22 protein-coding genes are annotated in these 19,880 nt (G+C 33.9%); 8 read left to right on the top strand and 14 right to left on the bottom strand.

What is annotated here, in order from left to right; genetic code table 11:
• Positions 1-99: 99 nt before the first annotated feature.
• Complete coding sequence (locus FLV_RS17220) at positions 100-849, bottom strand: 4-hydroxy-tetrahydrodipicolinate reductase (RefSeq protein WP_243235735.1); 750 nt, start codon at positions 847-849, stop codon at positions 100-102.
• A 249-nt stretch (positions 850-1,098) separates the two neighbouring features.
• Here FLV_RS17220 and FLV_RS17215 point away from each other — a divergent pair, with 249 nt between their 5' ends.
• The 7 genes from FLV_RS17215 (at position 1,099) to FLV_RS17185 (ending at position 6,266) form a co-directional block, all read left to right on the top strand.
• The gene (locus tag FLV_RS17215; protein WP_243235734.1) at positions 1,099-2,049 is read left to right on the top strand and encodes an isopenicillin N synthase family dioxygenase; all 951 of its coding nucleotides are present in this window, start codon (positions 1,099-1,101) and stop codon (positions 2,047-2,049) included.
• A gap of 102 nt (positions 2,050-2,151) precedes the next feature.
• On the top strand, positions 2,152-2,484 hold the full coding sequence (locus tag FLV_RS17210) for a translation initiation factor (RefSeq protein WP_243235732.1): 333 nt from the start codon (positions 2,152-2,154) through the stop codon (positions 2,482-2,484).
• 107 nt (positions 2,485-2,591) lie between these two features.
• Positions 2,592-3,461 (top strand): nucleoside phosphorylase, encoded by an 870-nt coding sequence (locus FLV_RS17205; RefSeq protein WP_243235730.1) that lies wholly within the window; start codon positions 2,592-2,594, stop codon positions 3,459-3,461.
• Positions 3,462-3,506: 45 nt separating this feature from the next.
• Positions 3,507-3,887: a VOC family protein gene (locus FLV_RS17200; RefSeq protein WP_243235727.1), complete on the top strand. Its 381-nt coding sequence runs from the start codon at positions 3,507-3,509 to the stop codon at positions 3,885-3,887.
• 8 nt (positions 3,888-3,895) lie between these two features.
• Positions 3,896-4,369: a DUF4265 domain-containing protein gene (locus FLV_RS17195; protein ID WP_243235724.1), complete on the top strand. Its 474-nt coding sequence runs from the start codon at positions 3,896-3,898 to the stop codon at positions 4,367-4,369.
• 91 nt (positions 4,370-4,460) lie between these two features.
• Positions 4,461-5,312 carry a substrate-binding domain-containing protein gene (locus FLV_RS17190; protein WP_243235723.1) on the top strand — a complete coding sequence of 284 codons (852 nt, stop codon included), beginning with the start codon at positions 4,461-4,463 and terminating at the stop codon, positions 5,310-5,312.
• A 21-nt stretch (positions 5,313-5,333) separates the two neighbouring features.
• Entirely contained in the window at positions 5,334-6,266 is a 933-nt protein-coding gene (locus FLV_RS17185) for a transglutaminase (RefSeq protein WP_243235722.1), read from the top strand.
• A gap of 18 nt (positions 6,267-6,284) precedes the next feature.
• Here FLV_RS17185 and FLV_RS17180 read toward each other — a convergent pair whose 3' ends face one another.
• The 12 genes from FLV_RS17180 to FLV_RS17125 all read right to left on the bottom strand — a co-directional run bounded on the left by FLV_RS17180 (position 6,285) and on the right by FLV_RS17125 (position 17,793).
• A complete protein-coding gene (locus FLV_RS17180) occupies positions 6,285-6,875 on the bottom strand; it encodes a hypothetical protein (protein ID WP_243235720.1) in 591 nt (196 codons plus the stop codon).
• Positions 6,876-6,980: 105 nt separating this feature from the next.
• Positions 6,981-7,577 (bottom strand): bifunctional phosphoribosyl-AMP cyclohydrolase/phosphoribosyl-ATP diphosphatase HisIE, encoded by a 597-nt coding sequence (hisIE, locus tag FLV_RS17175; protein WP_243235718.1) that lies wholly within the window; start codon positions 7,575-7,577, stop codon positions 6,981-6,983.
• A 108-nt stretch (positions 7,578-7,685) separates the two neighbouring features.
• Complete coding sequence (gene hisF, locus FLV_RS17170; protein WP_243235703.1) at positions 7,686-8,441, bottom strand: imidazole glycerol phosphate synthase subunit HisF; 756 nt, start codon at positions 8,439-8,441, stop codon at positions 7,686-7,688.
• Positions 8,442-8,557: 116 nt separating this feature from the next.
• Positions 8,558-9,322 (bottom strand): 1-(5-phosphoribosyl)-5-[(5-phosphoribosylamino)methylideneamino]imidazole-4-carboxamide isomerase, encoded by a 765-nt coding sequence (gene hisA / locus FLV_RS17165; RefSeq protein ID WP_243235681.1) that lies wholly within the window; start codon positions 9,320-9,322, stop codon positions 8,558-8,560.
• A gap of 101 nt (positions 9,323-9,423) precedes the next feature.
• Complete coding sequence (hisH, locus tag FLV_RS17160) at positions 9,424-10,005, bottom strand: imidazole glycerol phosphate synthase subunit HisH (protein ID WP_243235679.1); 582 nt, start codon at positions 10,003-10,005, stop codon at positions 9,424-9,426.
• A gap of 87 nt (positions 10,006-10,092) precedes the next feature.
• Positions 10,093-10,443: a nuclear transport factor 2 family protein gene (locus tag FLV_RS17155; protein WP_243235674.1), complete on the bottom strand. Its 351-nt coding sequence runs from the start codon at positions 10,441-10,443 to the stop codon at positions 10,093-10,095.
• An 82-nt stretch (positions 10,444-10,525) separates the two neighbouring features.
• The gene (hisB, locus tag FLV_RS17150; protein ID WP_243235672.1) at positions 10,526-11,662 is read right to left on the bottom strand and encodes a bifunctional histidinol-phosphatase/imidazoleglycerol-phosphate dehydratase HisB; all 1,137 of its coding nucleotides are present in this window, start codon (positions 11,660-11,662) and stop codon (positions 10,526-10,528) included.
• 303 nt (positions 11,663-11,965) lie between these two features.
• The gene (gene hisC, locus FLV_RS17145; protein WP_243235670.1) at positions 11,966-13,012 is read right to left on the bottom strand and encodes a histidinol-phosphate transaminase; all 1,047 of its coding nucleotides are present in this window, start codon (positions 13,010-13,012) and stop codon (positions 11,966-11,968) included.
• A 92-nt stretch (positions 13,013-13,104) separates the two neighbouring features.
• Positions 13,105-14,391, bottom strand: coding sequence for a histidinol dehydrogenase (gene hisD / locus FLV_RS17140; RefSeq protein ID WP_243235668.1), 1,287 nt, complete (start codon positions 14,389-14,391; stop codon positions 13,105-13,107).
• Between the two features lie 90 nt (positions 14,392-14,481).
• Positions 14,482-15,339 carry an ATP phosphoribosyltransferase gene (hisG, locus tag FLV_RS17135; RefSeq protein ID WP_031455339.1) on the bottom strand — a complete coding sequence of 286 codons (858 nt, stop codon included), beginning with the start codon at positions 15,337-15,339 and terminating at the stop codon, positions 14,482-14,484.
• Between the two features lie 384 nt (positions 15,340-15,723).
• A complete protein-coding gene (locus FLV_RS17130; protein WP_243235666.1) occupies positions 15,724-17,127 on the bottom strand; it encodes a sensor histidine kinase in 1,404 nt (467 codons plus the stop codon).
• 3 nt (positions 17,128-17,130) lie between these two features.
• Complete coding sequence (locus FLV_RS17125; RefSeq protein WP_243235657.1) at positions 17,131-17,793, bottom strand: response regulator transcription factor; 663 nt, start codon at positions 17,791-17,793, stop codon at positions 17,131-17,133.
• 265 nt (positions 17,794-18,058) lie between these two features.
• Here FLV_RS17125 and FLV_RS17120 point away from each other — a divergent pair, with 265 nt between their 5' ends.
• The gene (locus FLV_RS17120; RefSeq protein ID WP_243235656.1) at positions 18,059-18,691 is read left to right on the top strand and encodes an MCP four helix bundle domain-containing protein; all 633 of its coding nucleotides are present in this window, start codon (positions 18,059-18,061) and stop codon (positions 18,689-18,691) included.
• A 62-nt stretch (positions 18,692-18,753) separates the two neighbouring features.
• Here FLV_RS17120 and FLV_RS17115 read toward each other — a convergent pair whose 3' ends face one another.
• Complete coding sequence (locus FLV_RS17115; RefSeq protein WP_243235655.1) at positions 18,754-19,755, bottom strand: zinc dependent phospholipase C family protein; 1,002 nt, start codon at positions 19,753-19,755, stop codon at positions 18,754-18,756.
• Positions 19,756-19,880 lie beyond the last annotated feature (125 nt).

Raw genomic sequence — 19,880 nt, 5'->3', positions numbered from 1 at the left:
GTTAAATTACTTTCACAAACAAAGATTAGTTCAGGTAAAATAGAGAACATAAAATATGAAAAGTGTTTTTTTCAGAGTCTGTTTAGAATAAAAAATCATTTAACCTACAAAATATGGAGACAGTATATCTTCAAAATTATACAATCCGGCTTCCTTATCTTTCAAATTTTCGGCTACAAATACAACTCCGCTGCCAAAAGCTTCTCTGGAAATACTTTCATGTACAAGCCTTACCGTCTGAAAAGGAAATCCAAAAACAACTTCGTGCTTACCTACAATTCCGCCAGCCCTGACAGAATTTATATCTTCTTTTTCCACATCAAGTGCTTCCGCTATTTTTAGGGCAGTACCTGAAACTCCGTCTTTCCCTTTAAAGTGTTCTTCAATAATTTCAATATCCACCCATGGTGCTATTTTCTTTAGAAATTTGGAAGCGAAAAGTAAATAATTCACACCTAAAGTTATATTTGGACTCCAAAATACCGTTGTCAATTTAGAAAGTGATTCCAGAAAATCTTTTTCTTTTTTTGTATAATGTGAGATTGCAGAAATTATTTTGATTTTTCTCTTACTTGCTGCTTCTCCATAAGTGTAAATACCGGAACCGGATGAAAAGTCAATTATCATATCAACTGGCTGATTGTCTAAAAGTGCTGCAATGGGAGTGGTTTCACTGGAATATATTTTTCCGGTTTCCTCAGAATCAATTCCCAGGTATTCTGCAGTAATGCGATTCTCTAAAGTACGGCTTCTTTTCACGACCCATTTAAGAGAGAAATTTTTGTTTTGCAATAAAACTGTAGCTACTGCTTTTCCTGTTTTTCCAAATCCGATTAGTCCTATTTTCATAATGTTCTTTTTTATAAAAATAGCGTTTTCAATTCAAAAACCTGTCTTTTTTAAAATTATTAACATGTTTTTAAAGTAAAAAAGGTCAAAAATTAAAGTTTTATCAAAATTAATCTTTACTCTCTGATGTTAAATTATTGCAGGAAAAATCCAATTTTATACATTTTTTTAAAATTCAAAACTAAAATATTCTCTACCTTTGTTATGAAAAGGCTTAAAACCTTTTTTTCTTAAATAAAAATGTAAAGTATGCAAAACATTCCTAGTGTAGACTTACGTGATTTCCTTTCGGACGACCCGAAACGTAAACAAAAATTTGTAAATGAAATCGGCAGTGCATTTGAAAACATTGGCTTCGTAGCCCTAAAAGGTCATTTTTTGGATGACAAACTGGTAGACGAACTTTATGGCGAAATTCGAAAATTTTTCGCCTTGCCAGTAGAAACCAAACACAATTATGAAATTCCCGGAATTGGCGGACAAAGAGGGTATGTTTCTTTTGGAAAAGAACATGCTAAAGGACGCAAAGAGGGAGATTTGAAAGAATTCTGGCATTTTGGCCAGTACGTTGACAAAGATTCCAAATGGGCATCTGAATACCCTGACAATGTAGAGGTTAAAGAATTACCCCGCTTTAATGAAGTGGGTAAAGATGCTTACCAAATGCTGGAAAAAACCGGAATTTACGTTTTAAGAGCTTTGGCTTTACACCTTGGACTTGATGAGTTTTATTTTGATGAATACGGAAAAGAAGGAAACTCCATTTTAAGACCAATTCATTACCCACCAATTACTTCTGAACCTGAAAATGCCATTCGTGCAGCTGCACACGGCGATATCAATCTCATTACCTTATTAATGGGTGCTCAGGGAAAAGGGCTACAGGTTCAAAATCATGACGGCGAATGGATTGATGCTATCGCGGCAGATGATGAATTAGTAATTAACGTTGGAGATATGTTATCCAGACATACCAATAACAAATTAAAATCTACTATACATCAGGTTGTAAATCCGCCAAGAGAACTATGGGGAACTTCGCGTTATTCTGTTCCGTTTTTCATGCATCCTGTAAGCGATATGCGTCTGGATTGTTTAGAAAACTGTATTGATGCAGAAAACCCAAAAAAATATGAAGATATTTCTGCAGGCGAGTTTTTGCACGAACGTTTAGTAGAATTAGGTTTAATCAAAAAATAAAACTTTATAAATCTCAATTTTTAAATTCCAAATTCCAATTTTAATAGTTTTGGAATTTGGAATTTAATTTTTACAAACTATAAATTTGGATTTTAATACATTATGGATTTTAAAGATCAATTAAAAAATTTATTTCCGGATCACATTGAATCAAACGAACCGGAAGAAATTCAGGAGCAGGAACACGTTCTTTACGTTCAAAAAGAACCAATGATCTGCAAATTCGAAAAACGAAAAGGAAAAGCAACTACGATAATTGAAGGCTACGAAGGATCTGATGAAGATTTTAAAATCCTGGCCAAAGAGATTAAGACAAAATTGAGTGTCGGCGGTACTTTTAAAGATGATTCAATTATTATTCAAGGTGATTATCGTGATAAAATTATGGCAATTCTAAAAGAAAAAGGCTTTAAAACAAAAAGAGTTGGGGGGTAAAATAGTTTCATGTTTAAAGTTTCAAGTCCTCAACTTAACCTGAAACCTGAAACTTGGAACTTGAAACAAAAAACCTTAGCAACTCAGAACCTTAGCAACTTAAAAAAATGATACAGGCATCAGAATTAATACTCAACCCGGACGGAAGTGTTTATCACTTAAACCTTCGTCCTGAACATATAGCGCACGATATAATTTTTGTGGGAGATCAAAACAGAGTAGAGAAAATTACTCAGTTTTTTGATTCAATTGAATATTCAACTCAAAAAAGAGAGTTTAAAACCCAAACCGGAATCTACAAAGGCAAACGAATTACGGTTATGTCAACCGGAATTGGTCCTGATAATATTGATATTGTTTTAAATGAACTGGATGCTTTGGTTAATATCGATTTAGAAACCCGTCTGCCAAAAAAGGAATTAACTTCTTTAAACATCATCAGAATCGGAACTTCGGGTTCTTTGCAAAAAGATATTCCGGTAGACAGTTTTGTGATGTCTAAATTTGGATTAGGTTTAGATAACATGCTTCGCTCTTATTTGATTGATGAAGTTTCCGAAGATGCTATCGAAGATGCTTTTATAATGCATACCAACTGGGACATTCGAAAAGGAAGACCTTACGCCATTGCCTGTTCAGAAACATTAGAAAAGCTAATTGAATCTGATAAAATATTTAAAGGAATTACTGCTACAGCCGGAGGTTTCTACGGACCGCAAGGACGTGTATTGCGTTTGAATATTCAGGATGAGGAATTAAACAACAAAATGGATAACTTTAATTTCAATGATAACCGAATTACCAACCTGGAAATGGAAACAGCTGCTATTTACGGACTTTCGGCACTTTTAGGACATAATGCGCTATCTTTAAACGCCATTATTGCCAATCGTGCTTCAGGAACTTTTAGTGAAGATCCTTATAAAGCCGTTGATGAATTGATTTCTTATACGTTGAATAAACTGGCTGGCAATTAATTTAGAGAATTAGCCAATTTGAAAATTAGATAATTGTTTTGAACTATGATATTAAGAGTCGCGCGACACACAAACAATTTACAAATAATTGAAAATTTTTACATCAATATTTTAGGTTTTGAACGCCTCGGCGGTTTTCAAAATCATAATAATTACGATGGTGTTTTTATTGGAAAACCGGAATTAGACTGGCATTTTGAATTCACACAATCCCTAAAAAAAGCCAATCATGTGTTTGATGAAGATGATATTATTGTTCTTTATCCAAAAACAATTTTAGAATATGATTCTATAATAAAAAAGGTTAAAGACAACAATATCGCAATCATCCCGGCTATAAATCCGTACTGGGATGAAAATGGACAAATGTTTCAGGATCCAGATGGATATCGTATCGTAATATCACCTTTAAAAGCACAAAACTAAATTAGAAAATGTCAGAAACACACATAAAAATATTATTTAAGTATTATAGTGATTTATTAGAAGAAACCGTTTCAGAAACGATGTGGGCTGAAATTATTGATTTAGAAAAAGGCCTTTTCAAATTAGATAATATTCCGTTTTTTGGTCCATTAATTGCTACTGATGATATTTTCTACGCCGAATTTGATGAAGATGAAGAACGTCTGGTTTATAGAAAAACGATTGAAAGTTTTGGAAATTCTATACTTCAGGTTGTGATTTTAGAAAAAGGTTTTGATAAGGAAATAATCCGGGAAGAATTAAAATCACTTAATTGTTCATCAGAAGGTTTAAATGATACCTTATTTGCTCTTGAGGTTACAAAAAAAGTAGATTATTCTGTTGTAAAAACCCTTCTAAGCAAATATGAGTCGCAGGATATTATAGAATTTGCTGAACCATGCCTTTCAGATAAACACAGAACCGATTTATTGAAGAATTAGAGAAGGTGTCAATTTGATAATGAGATAATTTTTTAAAATCTAAACAGTCAAAAAAACATACCCAAACAACTTAACTAAAACTTAAAACCAAATGAAAACAGTAAAAATTGCAGGTGTTCCTGAACACTTCAATTTGCCATGGCAGCTATGCATTGAAAATGGCGAATTTGAAGCAGAAAACATCAATTTACAATGGAAAAATATTCCCGAAGGCACGGGTAAAATGTGTCAGATGCTCCGTGATGGAGAAACTGACATAGCAGTTATTTTGACTGAGGGCATCATTAAAGATATTGTTGCAGGAAATCCCAGTAAAATTGTTCAGATTTATGTTCAGTCTCCTTTAATCTGGGGAATTCATGTGGCAGCTAAATCTGATTTTCATACTATAAAAGACCTCGAAAATAAAAAAGTGGCTATTTCACGATTAGGTTCAGGATCTCAATTAATGGCGTATGTAAATGCACATGAACAAGGCTGGAAAACTGATAATTTACAATTTGAAATCATCAATACCATAGACGGCGCTGTTGAGGCTCTCACAAACGAAACTGCAGATTATTTTATGTGGGAACGTTTTATGACCAAACCTCTTGTTGATCAGGGAATTTTCAGACGTGTGGGCGACTGTCCTACTCCATGGCCGTCGTTTGTGATTGCTGTCCGTGACGAATTTTTGAAAAAAAATCCTAAAATCGTTGAGAAAATCCTTGAAATCATTAACAGTACAACACACGATTTTACTCAGATTCCGGATATTGACAAGACATTAGCTGATATTTTCAATCAAAAACTGGAAGATATTCAGGAATGGCTCAAACTGACACAATGGTCTCAGAAAAATTTAACCGAAAAAGCCTTTATTAAGATTCAAAATCAATTATTTGATCTGGGAATTATTGATAAAAAAAGTACTTTTGTTGAAACCGTAAAAGCGATGTAAAAAACACTGCTTTTTAATGCTATGATAAAATTTCCAAAAATTGACTTTCCGCAATTAAAATCCAAATTACAGGTGAAATCTCCCTGGGATAGGATTATTATTATGGTATTAAGTCTTTTGATTACTATTCCGGTTTTTATCATATTGCACCAAAATCTCATCGACTTAAAATGGTCTTTTAATTTAGACCGTATTTTTATCTTTTTGTTTGTGTTTGCGGCAATTTATTTTCTGCTGATGTTGTTGCGAACCATCATCATAATTTGTATCGCGCTTTATTTATTGGTTTTATTCTACGGAAGCGTGATTGGAAATTATGGTTTCAACGAAATATCCGAAGATTATAATTCGATGATTTATACGATGTCTGATAATCCGTTTCCACAGGATATTATTGTAGCAAAATTGCTTCCTTTTCCCAATAAAACAAAAATCATCAATGCCATAGAATATCAGGATCCAAAGGTTCGGAATTTTGCGATCATGTCTACCACAAAACATTTTAAAAATATAAAAGGATATTCAAATTACAGAACAATTATTCAGTGTTTTGCTGTTTTTAAAGAAATAAATGAGCGATGGAACTACGTCAATGATCCAAAAGAAGGCGATTATATTGCTACAGCCAGCGAATCATTAGAATATTTTTCGGGAGATTGTGATGACCATTCGATTCTAATGGCTGCAGCAGTTCGTTCTATTGGCGGAACACCAAGATTAATTCACACCAAAGGACATATTTACCCGGAAATATTAATTGGCTCTTTAATCGATCTGGAAAAAGTCAATTACCTGATTAAAAATGTCCTTTTTGTCAAAGAAAGTAAGGGAAAAATAATTCATTACCATATCGATGAACGCGGACAGGTCTGGATGAATCTGGATTACACCGCCAAATATCCCGGAGGTCCTTTTATGTATGAAGAAATTTTAGGGGCTTTAACTTTAAATTAATCCCCAGCGGAATAGTTTTTAATCGTTAAATTGATAAACTGGATTATAATTAACTTTAGAATATGCTAATTCATAATCAACTAAAAACTTAAAAAACTTATTATTTTCTTTCATCTTACATATTTCAAATATAGATTTTTGAGAATAAAAAAAACTCCCATTTAAATTCTGTTGATAAGTATATGTTTCCAGATACATTGTAACTCCCTTCTTTAAAACTGTGGCATTAGAGAAATCTTTAGCTATAAATATATTAGTAAAGTTATCCTTATCAACATATAATTCTCCAGTACTTTCATTAATTGGGTTATAATTGCCAGAAGGAGTCTTTTCTAAAAATAAAATTAATCTCTGTCCTGTTTTTAATTCACCAATTCTTGGATCACACATCCATTCTTTCCAAATGGAAACATTAATTTTTGAACCTGATTTCCCTTTCACAATTTGGCTTATTGTGAATTCGTAGCTATTTTTAAAAACTTTGGAAACAGTACCGTCTACAATTAAATCCGCTTTTGAAATGACAATACTATATGGTATCGTCATTTTTTTATAATTCAAATTAAATGTTGGAGCTATAAATAACAATAAACAGACAAAAAGTTTCATATAGAGATTATTTAAACAATAGAAGGTATTTTCAAATATAATACAAAAAATCGCATTATACCTCAAATGTACAATGCGATTTTATTTGTAAGTTACTATCAAAAACTACTTCTGACGCTTCTTCAAAACATCAATTACATCATTTAACTGATATCCTTTTGCCTGCAATAAAATCAGATAATGAAAAAGCAAATCGGCACTTTCGCTCAGGAATAAATCGTCATTATCGTCTTTTGCTTCAATAACTACTTCTACAGCTTCTTCCCCTACTTTTTGAGCAATTTTATTGATTCCTTTTTCGAATAAGGATGCCACATAACTTTTCTCAGAATCAGCATTCTCTCTACGGGTTTTGATTGTATTTTCTAACTGGGAAATAAAACCATAATTAGCATCATTTGGTTCCTGCCAGCAGGTATCCGCACCTGTGTGACACGTTGGCCCAACAGGTTTTGCCTGAATCAAAAGTGTGTCACCATCGCAGTCATTTTTGATACTTACGAGATTCAAGAAGTTACCGCTCTCCTCCCCTTTTGTCCAAAGCCTTTGTTTGGATCGGCTGAAAAAAGTCACTTTTTGCGTTTCTATTGTTTTTTGAAGCGATTCTTCATTCATATACCCCAGCATCAGAACGTTTTTAGTTTCTGCATCCTGAATAATGGCCGGAATTAATCCGTGGGCGCTTTTGATATCTATTTCCATATTAGTCTAAAGTTGTAAAGTCGAAAGTCTTAAAGTTAAAACTAAATTCGGACTTCTATATTGTTATTTTTATTGATTAAATCTTGCTTCTTTCTCCTTGACTCTATTCTAAAGTCTAACTTCAATATCATTTTTCCTAAGTTCCTGTTTCAACGCTTTAATTTCGATTTCTTTAAAGTGAAAAACACTGGCTGCCAAAGCTGCATCTGCTTTTCCTACTTTAAAAGAATCAACGAAATGCTGAATATTTCCTGCTCCTCCCGAAGCAATTATCGGAATGTTAATCAACGCTGATAATTTTGCCAAAGCTTCATTTGCAAAACCATTTTTGGTTCCGTCATTATCCATCGAAGTGAATAAAATTTCTCCCGCTCCGCGTTCAGCCACTTCAACAGCCCAATCAAATAAATTCAATTCCGTTGGTACTTTTCCGCCTACCAAATGTACGATCCATTGTCCGTCTATTTGTTTGGCATCAATGGCTACCACCACGCACTGGCTTCCAAATTTCTGAGCCAGATCATTAATCAGCTGTGGATTTTTTACTGCTGATGAATTAATCGAAACTTTATCAGCTCCATTATTCAAAAGGATTTCAACATCTTCTACAGATGAAATTCCGCCACCAACGGTAAACGGAATATTGATTTTCTCCGCAACACTTCGTACCATGTTGACCAAAGTTTTACGTCTTTCTTCCGTAGCCGAAATATCCAGAAAAACCAATTCATCCGCACCTTCAGCCGAATATATTTCAGCCAGTTCCACAGGATCACCCGCATCACGCAAGTCAACAAAGTTAACGCCTTTTACGGTTCTTCCGTTTTTTATATCTAAGCAGGGTATGATTCTTTTTGCTAACATCTCTTTAATGTGTCAATTTACACAATGAGATAATTTGAAAATGAGATAATTAGACAATTTTAACTATACGCTAAATAATTGACTAATTTTCTAATTGACACATTATCTCAATTGCTTTATTTTCTAATTATGAAATTCTCTAGTTGTTTCAAAGTGATTCTGCCCTCGTAAATTGCTTTTCCGATAATCGTTCCTTCACAGCCTAATTCAGCCAATTTTGGTAACTCGTCGAAAGTTGAAATTCCTCCGGAAGCAATAAGTTTTACGCCTTTAGCTTCAGCTAACTTCTCGACTCCGCTCGAAGTGACAGTACATTGATTAATGATTTTTTTATACAAATCAAAACTTGGTCCTTCCAGCATTCCGTCTTTGGCAATATCGGTACAAATCACATACTGAATTCCTTTGGTTTGATACTCCTGAATAAACGGAATCAATTCTTCATCCGAATCTTCAAGCCAGCCTGAAACTGCAATTTTCTCGTCTTTGGCATCGGCTCCCAAAATGATTTTATCCGAACCATATTCTGAAATCCATTTTTCGAAAATGGCTCTGTTTTTTACGGCAATACTTCCTCCGGTAATTTGGTTTGCACCGCTTTCAAACGCAATTCTCAAATCATCATCTGATTTTAATCCTCCTCCAAAATCAATTTTTAAACCGGTTTGTGTTGCAATTTGTTCCAATATTTTATAATTCACAATTTTGCTCGATTTTGCTCCGTCAAGATCTACTAAATGCAGATATTCGATTCCGTGTGCTTCAAATGATTTCGCCACTTCAAGCGGATTCTCATTGTAAATTATTTTAGTATCATAATCACCTTTGGACAAACGAACGCATTTTCTGTCAATGATATCTATGGCTGGTATTATTCTCATTTATTTAAGTCTTAAAGTTTGAAAGTCAAAAGTCATAAAGTCTTTTTTGATTTTCAAAAATTGTTATTTTGATTGATATTGATTTTTGAAATTGATATTGATTAAATTTTCAAAAAGTTCGCCAAAATTTTCTCTCCCACATCCCCGCTTTTCTCCGGGTGAAACTGAGTTCCGTAAAAATTATCTTTGTGTAAAGCCGATGCATATTCTACATCATAATTCGTTGTAGCGATGGCTTCAGCACAATTTGGAGCATAAAAACTATGCACCAGATACATAAATTCATTTTCTGAAATTCCGCTAAACAAATCGGTTTTTAAATCATAAATCTGATTCCAGCCCATTTGTGGTACTTTTACCTTGTTTGAGAATTTGATGACATCGACATCAAAAATTCCTAAACCTTTGGTGTTTCCTTCCTCTGTTTTATTACACATTAACTGCATTCCAAGACAGATTCCAAAAACAGGCTGTTTCAGGGTTGGAATCAAAGTATCCAAACCGCTTTCCTTCAGTTTTCCCATAGCATAACTTGCTTCCCCCACACCCGGGAAAATCACTTTATCTGCTGCCTGAATTTCTTCCTTATTATTACTCAAAACAGCTTTAAAACCCAGTCTTTCAATAGCAAACATAATGCTTTGAATATTTCCTGCTCCGTAATTTATAATTACTATTTTCATTTAATTTTTGTTTCAGGTTTCAAGTTTAAAGTTTCAGGTTGCTCAACAAAACGTGAAACCTGAAACTTTAAACCTGAAACAATTTTTCTAAAGATCTGTATAATGAGCAATCATTTTATTTACCAATCCGTTTTCATTAAAAAACATAACTTCAACTGCCATTTTATTCATAACCGATTTATAATAAAGTGCAACCGAATCAATACCTGATGTAACTTCTATCAATTCAAAATGCAAATCAGGAATTTTGGTTAACGCTTTTTCCCAGTATGCCCTTACCTCTTCTTTTCCCTGAATTGAGCCACTTTCTATTCCTACAGCCAATTTTAACATTGGTGTTGTAATTTCAATTTCTTCCGAATAATGCTGCATAATATCGTCTAAGTCATGAGAATTCCAGGAATCAATCCATTCTTTGGCAAATTTTTTAGCGTCCATTTCATTTTTTGTTTCAGGTTTCAGGTTTAAAGTTTCAGGTTGCTACACACAACTTGAAACTTTAAACCTGAAACAAAATTTCTTACAACATTCCCTTCGTCGAAGGCAAAATCATTTTCTCGGTATCTCTTTTTACGGCCACTTTTATCGCTTTAGCAAAAGCTTTAAAAATCGCTTCAATTTTATGGTGTTCATTATCACCTTCGGCTTTTATGTTGATGTTCGCTTTTGCTCCGTCTGAGAATGATTTAAAGAAGTGAAAAAACATTTCTGTTGGCATTTTACCTACCATTTCGCGTTTGAATTCGGTTTCCCAAATCAGCCAGTTTCTTCCTCCAAAATCAATAGCAACCTGAGCTAAACAATCGTCCATTGGCAAGCAGAAACCGTAACGCTCAATACCTAATTTATTTCCTAATGCTTTTGCAAAAACTTCTCCAAGCGCAATAGCTGTATCTTCAATCGTATGGTGTTCATCAACCTCTAAATCGCCTTTTACAAGAATTTCCAAATCCATTTGACCGTGACGTGAAATCTGGTCTAACATGTGATCGAAAAATGCAATTCCGGTATCGATTTTACTTTTTCCTGTTCCGTCTAAATTTAAATTGATAAAAATATCCGTTTCATGCGTTTTACGGGTAATCGAAGCAGAACGTGATTCTAATTTCAAAAACTCATAAATTCTTTTCCAGTCCGTTGTCTGAAGGATAATCGTTTCATCTAATTCTTCACGTTTTGATGCAATTTCGGCACTTCCTGCTCCGTCTGTCAAATTCATGAAAATCGCCTTTGCTCCTAAGTTCTTAGCCAGTTCAACATCTGTCAGACGATCTCCTAATACAAAAGAATTTGCCAGATCGTAGTTTGGATTATCAATATATTTCGTCAGCATTCCGGTTCTTGGTTTGCGTGTTGGTGCATTATCTTCCGGAAACGATCTGTCTACAAAAATATCGTCAAACAAAACACCTTCGTTTTCAAAAGCTCTCAGGATGAAATTCTGTGTTGGCCAAAACGTATCTTCCGGAAAACTATCCGTTCCCAATCCATCCTGATTGGTTACCATTGCCAGTTCGTAATCCAGTTCATTGGCAATTTTAGCCAGATACTGAAAAGCTTTCGGATAAAACTCCAGTTTATCTAAACTGTCTAATTGATATCCTTCCGGTTCTAAAACAATCGTTCCGTCACGATCGATAAAAAGTACTTTTTTCATATTTTAATTCTATTTTGGGCGTGTCCCTCCGGGTCGGGCTTTCGGCTATATCTTTTGTTTCGTTTCTCTTCACAAAAGGATACCGCCTCTATCCCTCACGCAAAACGGTTTTTTAGAGATATTTTTTAATTTAATTTTAAATTTATATAATTATATTTCACGCATATTTTAAAAAGATTTGAGCAGATAAACGCAGATTATTTAAAAATTAAATCTGCTTTAATCTGCCAGATCTGCGTGAAAATTCATTTTAAAAACCCCTATTATTTTCGTAATTCCCTGTGAACCTTGAGGTTAATTTTTCTATAACGATTTCAATTCCTTAATCAAAACAGCATTTTCTTCAGGAATACCAATCGTAAAACGAAGACAGTTTTCGCATAAAGGCTGTGTGGTTCTGTTTCTGATAACAATTCCTTTTTCAATCAACTGATCGTATCTTTTATTAGCATCGTCCACTTTTACCAACACAAAATTAGCTTCTGTAGGATATACTTTTTCAACAAAAGCAACCTCTGCCAAAACTTTAAGCAGTTCTTCTCTCTGTTCGATGATAGCAGCTATTTCCTGTTTTATTTTATCACCATCTTTCAAACGTTCAATCGCTCTTTGCTGCGTCAGTTCGTTTACATTGTACGGAGGTTTGATTTTGTTTAAAATTGAAATCACGGCTTCAGAAGCATAACAAACTCCCAAACGAATTCCTGCAAGACCATACGCTTTTGAAAGTGTCTGAGTGATTACCAAATTTGGATACTCATCAATTTCAATCAGCCAGCTTTCTTTATCAGAAAAATCAATGTAGGCTTCATCAATTACCACCAACCCATTAAAGTTCTGAAGGAGTTTCACCACACTTTCATCCGAAAATGAATTTCCGGTTGGATTGTTTGGCGAGCATAAAAAGATAATTTTTGTATTATCATCAACTGCTTCCAAAATTTTCTCTACCTGTGGCTGAAAATCTGTCGAAAGTAAAACTTCTCTGTTTTCAACGGCATTAATATTCGCCAGAACGCTGTACATTCCGTAAGTTGGCGGCAATGAAATAATATTGTCTGCTTTCGGTTCGCAAAAAGCCCTGAAAAGCAAATCCAGAACTTCATCACTTCCGTTTCCTAATAAAATCTGGCTTTGTTTTACCTTATTATTCTTGGCTAAAATTGCTTTAACCGAGTTCTGCTGTGGATCCGGGTAACGGTTTACACCATTTTGAAACGGATTTTCATTCGCATCCAGAAAAATCATTTCGGCTGTATCAAAATCTTCAAATTCATCACGTGCAGACGAATATGGTTTTAAAGATTTTACGTTTTCACGTGTTATTGTATTTATATCGAAGGTACTCATTGTTTTCTTTTTTGGTTAGAAGAAGAAAGAATCAAGAGGAAAGACTGCCTAAATCGGCTAATTACCAAATCTTGCTTCTTTGCTCTTGCTTCTTATTTATCTATTGCATTTAATCGAAGTGTCACAGCGTTCTTATGTGCCTGTAATCCTTCGGCTTCAGCCATAACTTCAATCGCTTTTCCGATATTCTGAATTCCTTTTTCAGAAATTTTCTGAAAAGTCATTGATTTCATAAAACTATCCAGATTTACACCACTGTAATTTTTGGAGTAACCGTTTGTCGGCAACGTATGATTGGTTCCTGAAGCGTAATCTCCTGCACTTTCAGGAGTGTAATTGCCAATAAAAACAGAACCTGCGTTTACAATTCCGTTACAATAAAAATCATCATATTCTGAACAGATAATAAAATGTTCCGGGCCGTATTCATTGATTAATTCTAACGCAATTTTGTCATTTTCAACGAAAATTAATTTAGAATTGGCAATTGCTTTTTTGGCGATTTCTTTTCGTGGAAGTGCTTCAAGCTGAATTTCTATTTCTTTTTCAACAGCATCAATCAGTTTTTTAGAAGTAGAAACCAAAATTACCTGACTGTCTGTTCCATGCTCAGCCTGAGATAATAAATCTGAAGCTACAAAGGCAGGAACGGCGGTATCATCTGCCACTACCAATAATTCTGATGGTCCTGCAGGCATATCAATCGCTACACCAAATTGTGTTGCCAACTGTTTTGCCACGGTTACAAACTGGTTTCCGGGACCGAAAATTTTATACACTTTCGGAATTGATTCAGTTCCAAACGTCATTCCTGCAATAGCCTGGATTCCGCCTACTTTTAATATTTTAGTTACCCCGCATAAATTGGCAGCATACAAAATTGCAGGATTGATTTTTCCGGTTTTATCAGGAGGTGAACACAAAACAATTTCTTTAGTTCCTGCGATTTCAGCAGGGACAGCCAGCATTAGAACTGTTGAAAACAATGGAGCTGTTCCCCCGGGAATATACAAACCAATTTTTTGAATCGGTCTTTTTTCCTGCCAGCAGTTTACGCCTTCAATCGTTTCAACTGAAATTCTTTCTGTTTTTTGTGCTGTGTGAAATTTATAAATATTGTTTTTAGCCAGCTGGATTGCTTCTTTCAATTCGGCTGAAACTAAATTAATCGCTTCTTCAATTTCTGCTTGTGAAACTTCATAATTATCTAAAGCAATTCCATCGAAAATAGAAGTGTATTTTGCAACGGCTTCATCTCCTTTTTTCTGTACTTCCTTAAAAATTTCTTTCACCGTAACTTCGATATCATCGATAGTTTTGGTTGGTCTTTTTAATATTTCTGACCAGGTGTTTGGTTTTGGGTTATTTATTTTATTCATCGTTGTGTTTTTTACCGCAAAGAGCGCAAGGTTCTTTTATATTCTTTGTCTTAAAAACCGCAAGGTTCGCAAAATTTGGAATTTCTTTTGTTAGAGTACCATTTTTTCAATTGGGCAAACCAAAATTCCTTCGGCTCCGGCTTCTTTTAACTGATCGATTACGTCCCAAAAAGTATCTTTATCGATTACGGAATGTACGCTGCTCCATCCTTCCTGAGCCAATGGTAAAACGGTAAGGCTTCGTAAAACCGGTAAGATTTTACCAATTTCATCAATCTTTTCGTTTGGCACGTTCATCAAAATATATTTTGAATTTCTAGCTCTTAAAACAGATTGTATTCTAAATTTTAAAGTATCAATGTGCTTTTGAATTTCGGGAGAAACTTTTGGTGAAACAGCTAAAACCGCTTCACTTTTCAGAATTACTTCTACTTCTTTCAAATTATTTTTAAACAAAGTACTTCCGCTTGAAACAATATCTACAATCGCATCGGCAAGGCCAATATTAGGCGCAATCTCTACCGATCCTGAAATCTGGTGAATATCTACTGTTAATCCGAATGAACCAAAATATTCGTTAACCGTATTTGGATACGAAGTTGCAACCCTCAAACCTGCCAAATCCTGAACCGAATTGTATTCAAAAGTTTTAGGAACCGCCACAGAAACTTTACATTTTGAAAACCCTAATTTCTGAACCACTTCGATACCTTTTCCTTTTTCTACTAAAAGATTGTCACCAACAATTGCTAGATCTACCACTCCATCAATTAAATATTGAGGAATATCAGAATTTCTTAAATATAAAACTTCAAGAGGAAAGTTGGAAGCTTCTGCTTTTAACTGGTCGATTCCGTTGTTGATTGAAATACCACAGTCTTTTAAGATCTGAATGCTGTCTTCGTTTAAACGACCTGATTTTTGAATTGCAATTTTTAAAGTACTCATTTTTCTTTTTTTGTTTAATTAATAGTTTGAGTACAAAGAATAGGTAATAAAAAACCCGTTTGATGTACTCAAACGGGTTTTAAAATATGATGATTTACATCCATACATTAACACATCGCCTGAGAGCAATTATGAAAATGATGATGATGTAATTGGTTTATAAACATTGTTGGTTGTTTTTATTCTTTGATTCGGTTGCAAATATACGGGTATATTTCATAAAAAAGCAATTTTTATTTTAACTTAACAATAGTTTATTGTTAAAAAAAAGATTCTTTATGGTTTTCAATACACATTATTTCATTCTGCCTGACTCAGTATAAAATAGAAAAGGGCTTCGACTAAGTTTATCCTGAGCGAAGTCGAATGGACTCAGCCTGACATTTATTTAATCTTTTTTTTTCTTTGTTCATTAAATTCTAAAACCACTGTGGTTCCTGTATTAATTTTACTTTCTATCTGAAACTTAATTTCAAGCAATTCTGTAAAGCGTTTTACGATAGACAATCCTAGTCCTGTTCCTTTAATTTCTGGATGTACGGCTGAATTTGACCTAAAAAAAGGATTGAAAATAGTTTCTAAATCTTCTTTGGCTATTCCGATTCCGTTATCTGAAATTTTACAAATTATTTTACCTCCGTTTTTAGACAAAGAAACAGATACTTCGCCATCTTCATTTGTATATTTTATAGCATTTGAAACGATGTTCCTGAGAATGGTTACTACCAGATAATTATCTGAATTGATGTAATAATCTTCTTTGGCATCAAATTTCATATTGATTGACTTCTTCTTTATTTTATCTGAATTTAAAGTGATGACATCCAAAATCAAAGCATTGAGATAAACAGATTCCGATAAAATATTTTGTTTTTGATTTTCGAAACGAGCCAGCAAAAGAAGCTGATCGACTAGCCTGTTTAAATGATCTACTTCATTGATACAATAATTTATTTTTTCTTCGTATTCTTTATTATCACGAGGTTTTCTAATGAGTACTTCCAACGTTCCTTTAATCACTGTCAGAGGTGTCCTTAATTCATGAGAAGCATCGGATGTAAATTGTTTTTCACGCTCCACCGCATCTTCGATTCGATTGAGTAAACTATTTATGGTTTCTGAAAGTGTGTGTAATTCGTCTCTTTGTTTAGGCAAAGGGATCCTCATTTTTAGATTATCCCTTGTAATCATTCCTGAAATATCAGTAATTGCATTAATCGGTTTAATGCTTCGGCCTGCAAAAAAACGCGCAATAAAGAACAATATTACTAAAATTACCGGAAATGCAATTAATAAAGTTTCAAAAAGATTATGTAAAACTTTTGCCGAATCGGTCAGCGGCATTGCAATTATCAAATAACCTATTTTCTTTGATTTTATATGAAGCGGAACCTGAATTTGTCTAACTGTACTGTTCAATAATTTTGTATCAAACGTCTTAAAATATACAACATTCTCATGAAATACAAGAACTTCATTCTTTAGATTAGGTGATTTTTCGATTAATTTTTTATTTACGTCCAAAAACTGAACAAAAATTGGATTTACATCTATAGAATTATGCTCGCGTTCTTCCCATTCTTCGGCATCCATCAAAATTACTACATTATTCTCAACTTTAATTTCTTTGAGATGATCCTCAATTTCGATCATTAAATTTTCATCAAGATGCTTATAAACAGTAAATTTTACGGTGGAATAAATAGTCGAAAAAACGACCAGAATCAACAAACCGGTTGTAATGATATAATTTAAGGCAATTCTGTTTCTGAAGGAAAGCTGTGTCATTTTTTAATCGTTTGCAATGTACCCAACACCGCGGATTGTTTTTATATAATCTTCTTCTATTTTCAGATTCAGTTTTTTTCTGATCGCATTAATAAAAACATCAATAACGCCGGTATCATATTCAAAATTGATATCCCAGACATCTTTTAAAATCTGGTTTCGGGTACAGACTTTTCCTTTATTTTTTATCAAATAAGCCAACAGTTCCAATTCCCTTTGAGTGAGTGCAATTTCTTCATCGTTTTTTAAAACAACATATTTTGACAAATCAATTTTAATGGTTCCTAATGTCAGTGTTTCTGTATCATTTTGGTATCTGAAATGAACTTTAATACGCTCTGCCAGTTCTTCAAAACTAAATGGCTTTTTGATATAATCATTGGCTCCGGCTTTTAAACCTTCTATCGTTTCCTGAACTGTATCTTTTGCTGTTAAAAAAATAATGGGAGTAGTTTTATTTTTAATTCTGATGGCTTTACAAAGATCTATACCGTTTATTTTAGGCAGCATCCAATCTAGCAAAATCAGGTCAAAATGATGGTTTTGCGTTAATTCAAAACCTTTTAAACCATCACAGGCAGTTGTGATTTGATATCCTTCTTCCTGCAGTCCTTGTTGTAAAAACTGAACAATTCCTGCCTCATCTTCTACTATTAAAATATGCATTGCTACTGTTTGTAATTAAGATTAATTTTTAGGCTTTTATGATTATTTTTTTCAAAGATAAATGTTTTTCGTTAATCATCTTATGAAACCTAAAGTCCTAGCCCTGATGGAAGCGACATCCTTTACTGCCGGGGTTCGGCAGTAAAGATATAGCGGACAGCAGGAAACAGCTCCTTGAAAAATTACTGCTTAACATTCTAAATTACAACAATCTAAACCTTATATTTATGTATCTTTGAGAAAGGAGCTTTATAAAATCTATCGAATGAAAGACGTTTTAAAAAAATACAGCAATAAGGCTAAAGCCGCTTTTATTCTACTGATTGTGATGCTGATTATTGTACTCAGTAACTTTAATACACTGCAAAATTCTAAAAATGTCAACGAAAACATCAACGCTATTTATAACGACAGGCTGGTTGTGGCTTACTATATTTTTCAGTATGCCAATGAACTTCATTATATAAAAGCCGAAGCGCAGAAAGAGCATTTAAATGATATCACGAAAAATGACGAAATTAAAAATGCGCTGAAAATAATCCATACGATTGATGATTTGTATTTTAAAACGGTGCTGACTCCGAAGGAAAAAATTCATTTTGACAGTTTTCTGGCTTCCTGTACTGCAATTAATAAAGACGTGCAAAATAAAAACTGGAAACATATTGTGTCTCTGTGCGACAAGGCTTTAAGCACACTGAATCAGCTTTCTGAAATTCAGGTAAAGGAAGGTAAAGCTAAACTCGCCAGTGCCAATGCGATGCATAGTGGAAACAATACGCTTGGACAGCTGGAAATTGCTTTGCTGATTGTTTTGGGCGGTATTACTTTTTATTTATTGATTGTAAAGAAGCATAAACGAAATATTAAGATTCCGGGATCTCCGAGTCTTAATTAAAAGCGAAAAAGCCTGTGAAATAGAACTTCACAGGCTTTTTTTATTGAATTATGATAAAATTCTTAATCGTTTTGATTCTGCATTCCGAAAAGATTTCCTTTCTGGAATAATTTCAAATCTTGTTTTAAGGCTTTGCTGTTACGTTTTGTAAGTTCCTTTGAATCTAAATCGCTTAAATCCGGTTTTCCTGCATTTACCCAGGCAGTGTACCAAAAACTTGCTGTAGCTGTAATGGCTTTTTTCATCTGGCTTTCAACCATTCCGTTTAATTCGGTGTGTAGTTTGGCAGCATATTCGTCTGAGAATTTAGCCGAATTGTATTTGCTCTTTACAATTTTCCCTTCAGCATCGACAACAAAAACCTGATTTTCGGGAGTTGAAGTTCTTAGTTTTTTGTCGACGGCTAATAACGGCTGAACCAGACTGTGTGTGTCTTTGATCATGTCCCAGGTTGCTTTGTGAACATCTTCGTAATACTGCGCTTCGGGAACATTTAGTTTGTAGTTTTTAACGAATAACTCAGGTAATCTGCTTTCCCAAAGTGAGTGAATTCCTTTTTGATCGCTCAATTGTCCGTCATGGTTGGCTGAAGTGTGCAAAGGCATGTGTGCATCTCCGATATAATGACCTAAATCTGCAGCCAGAAACAAAATTTCAGCTCTGTTTTTTTCTTTGAAAGCTTTGGTTAATTTTGCCATCATGTCTTCAATATACCAAGGTAAAATTCCGTTATCATTTAAGAATTTTACATCGTATTTTTTAGTTGCTTCTTCTAATGTTTTAGGCAGACTGTCAATTGGTGTTTTAAAGTTTTCTAAATCGATATAATGCCTTGGGTTTTCATCTTTGTACTTTAAGGCATATTTGCGAATATCCGGAACAGAAGCTTCCTGTGTAATAAAATCGATATGATTGTAAAAAAATACCTGAAGTTGTTGCGGCAGCGCCATTACAGCAGCTTTATTGATGCGTTCGTGGCCCACGATTCCCCATGATAAGGTCAAAAATCCAATTCCGATTGCAAAAAAAGCGATTAGTTTTGGTTTCATTTTAAAGTTTTTCATTTGAAGTTTTATTTGAACTGCAAATTTATTTCATTTAAGGATAACTCAAAAGAATACTAATTAATATTGTGTTAATTTAACTTTTGTGAATTTTTAAACCATATAAGTAATATAAGTTCAATTAA

This window comes from Flavobacterium pectinovorum (assembly GCF_022802975.1).
Taxonomy (GTDB): Bacteria; Bacteroidota; Bacteroidia; order Flavobacteriales; family Flavobacteriaceae; genus Flavobacterium; species Flavobacterium pectinovorum_B.
This window is presented reverse-complemented; position numbering and strand designations above follow the sequence as displayed.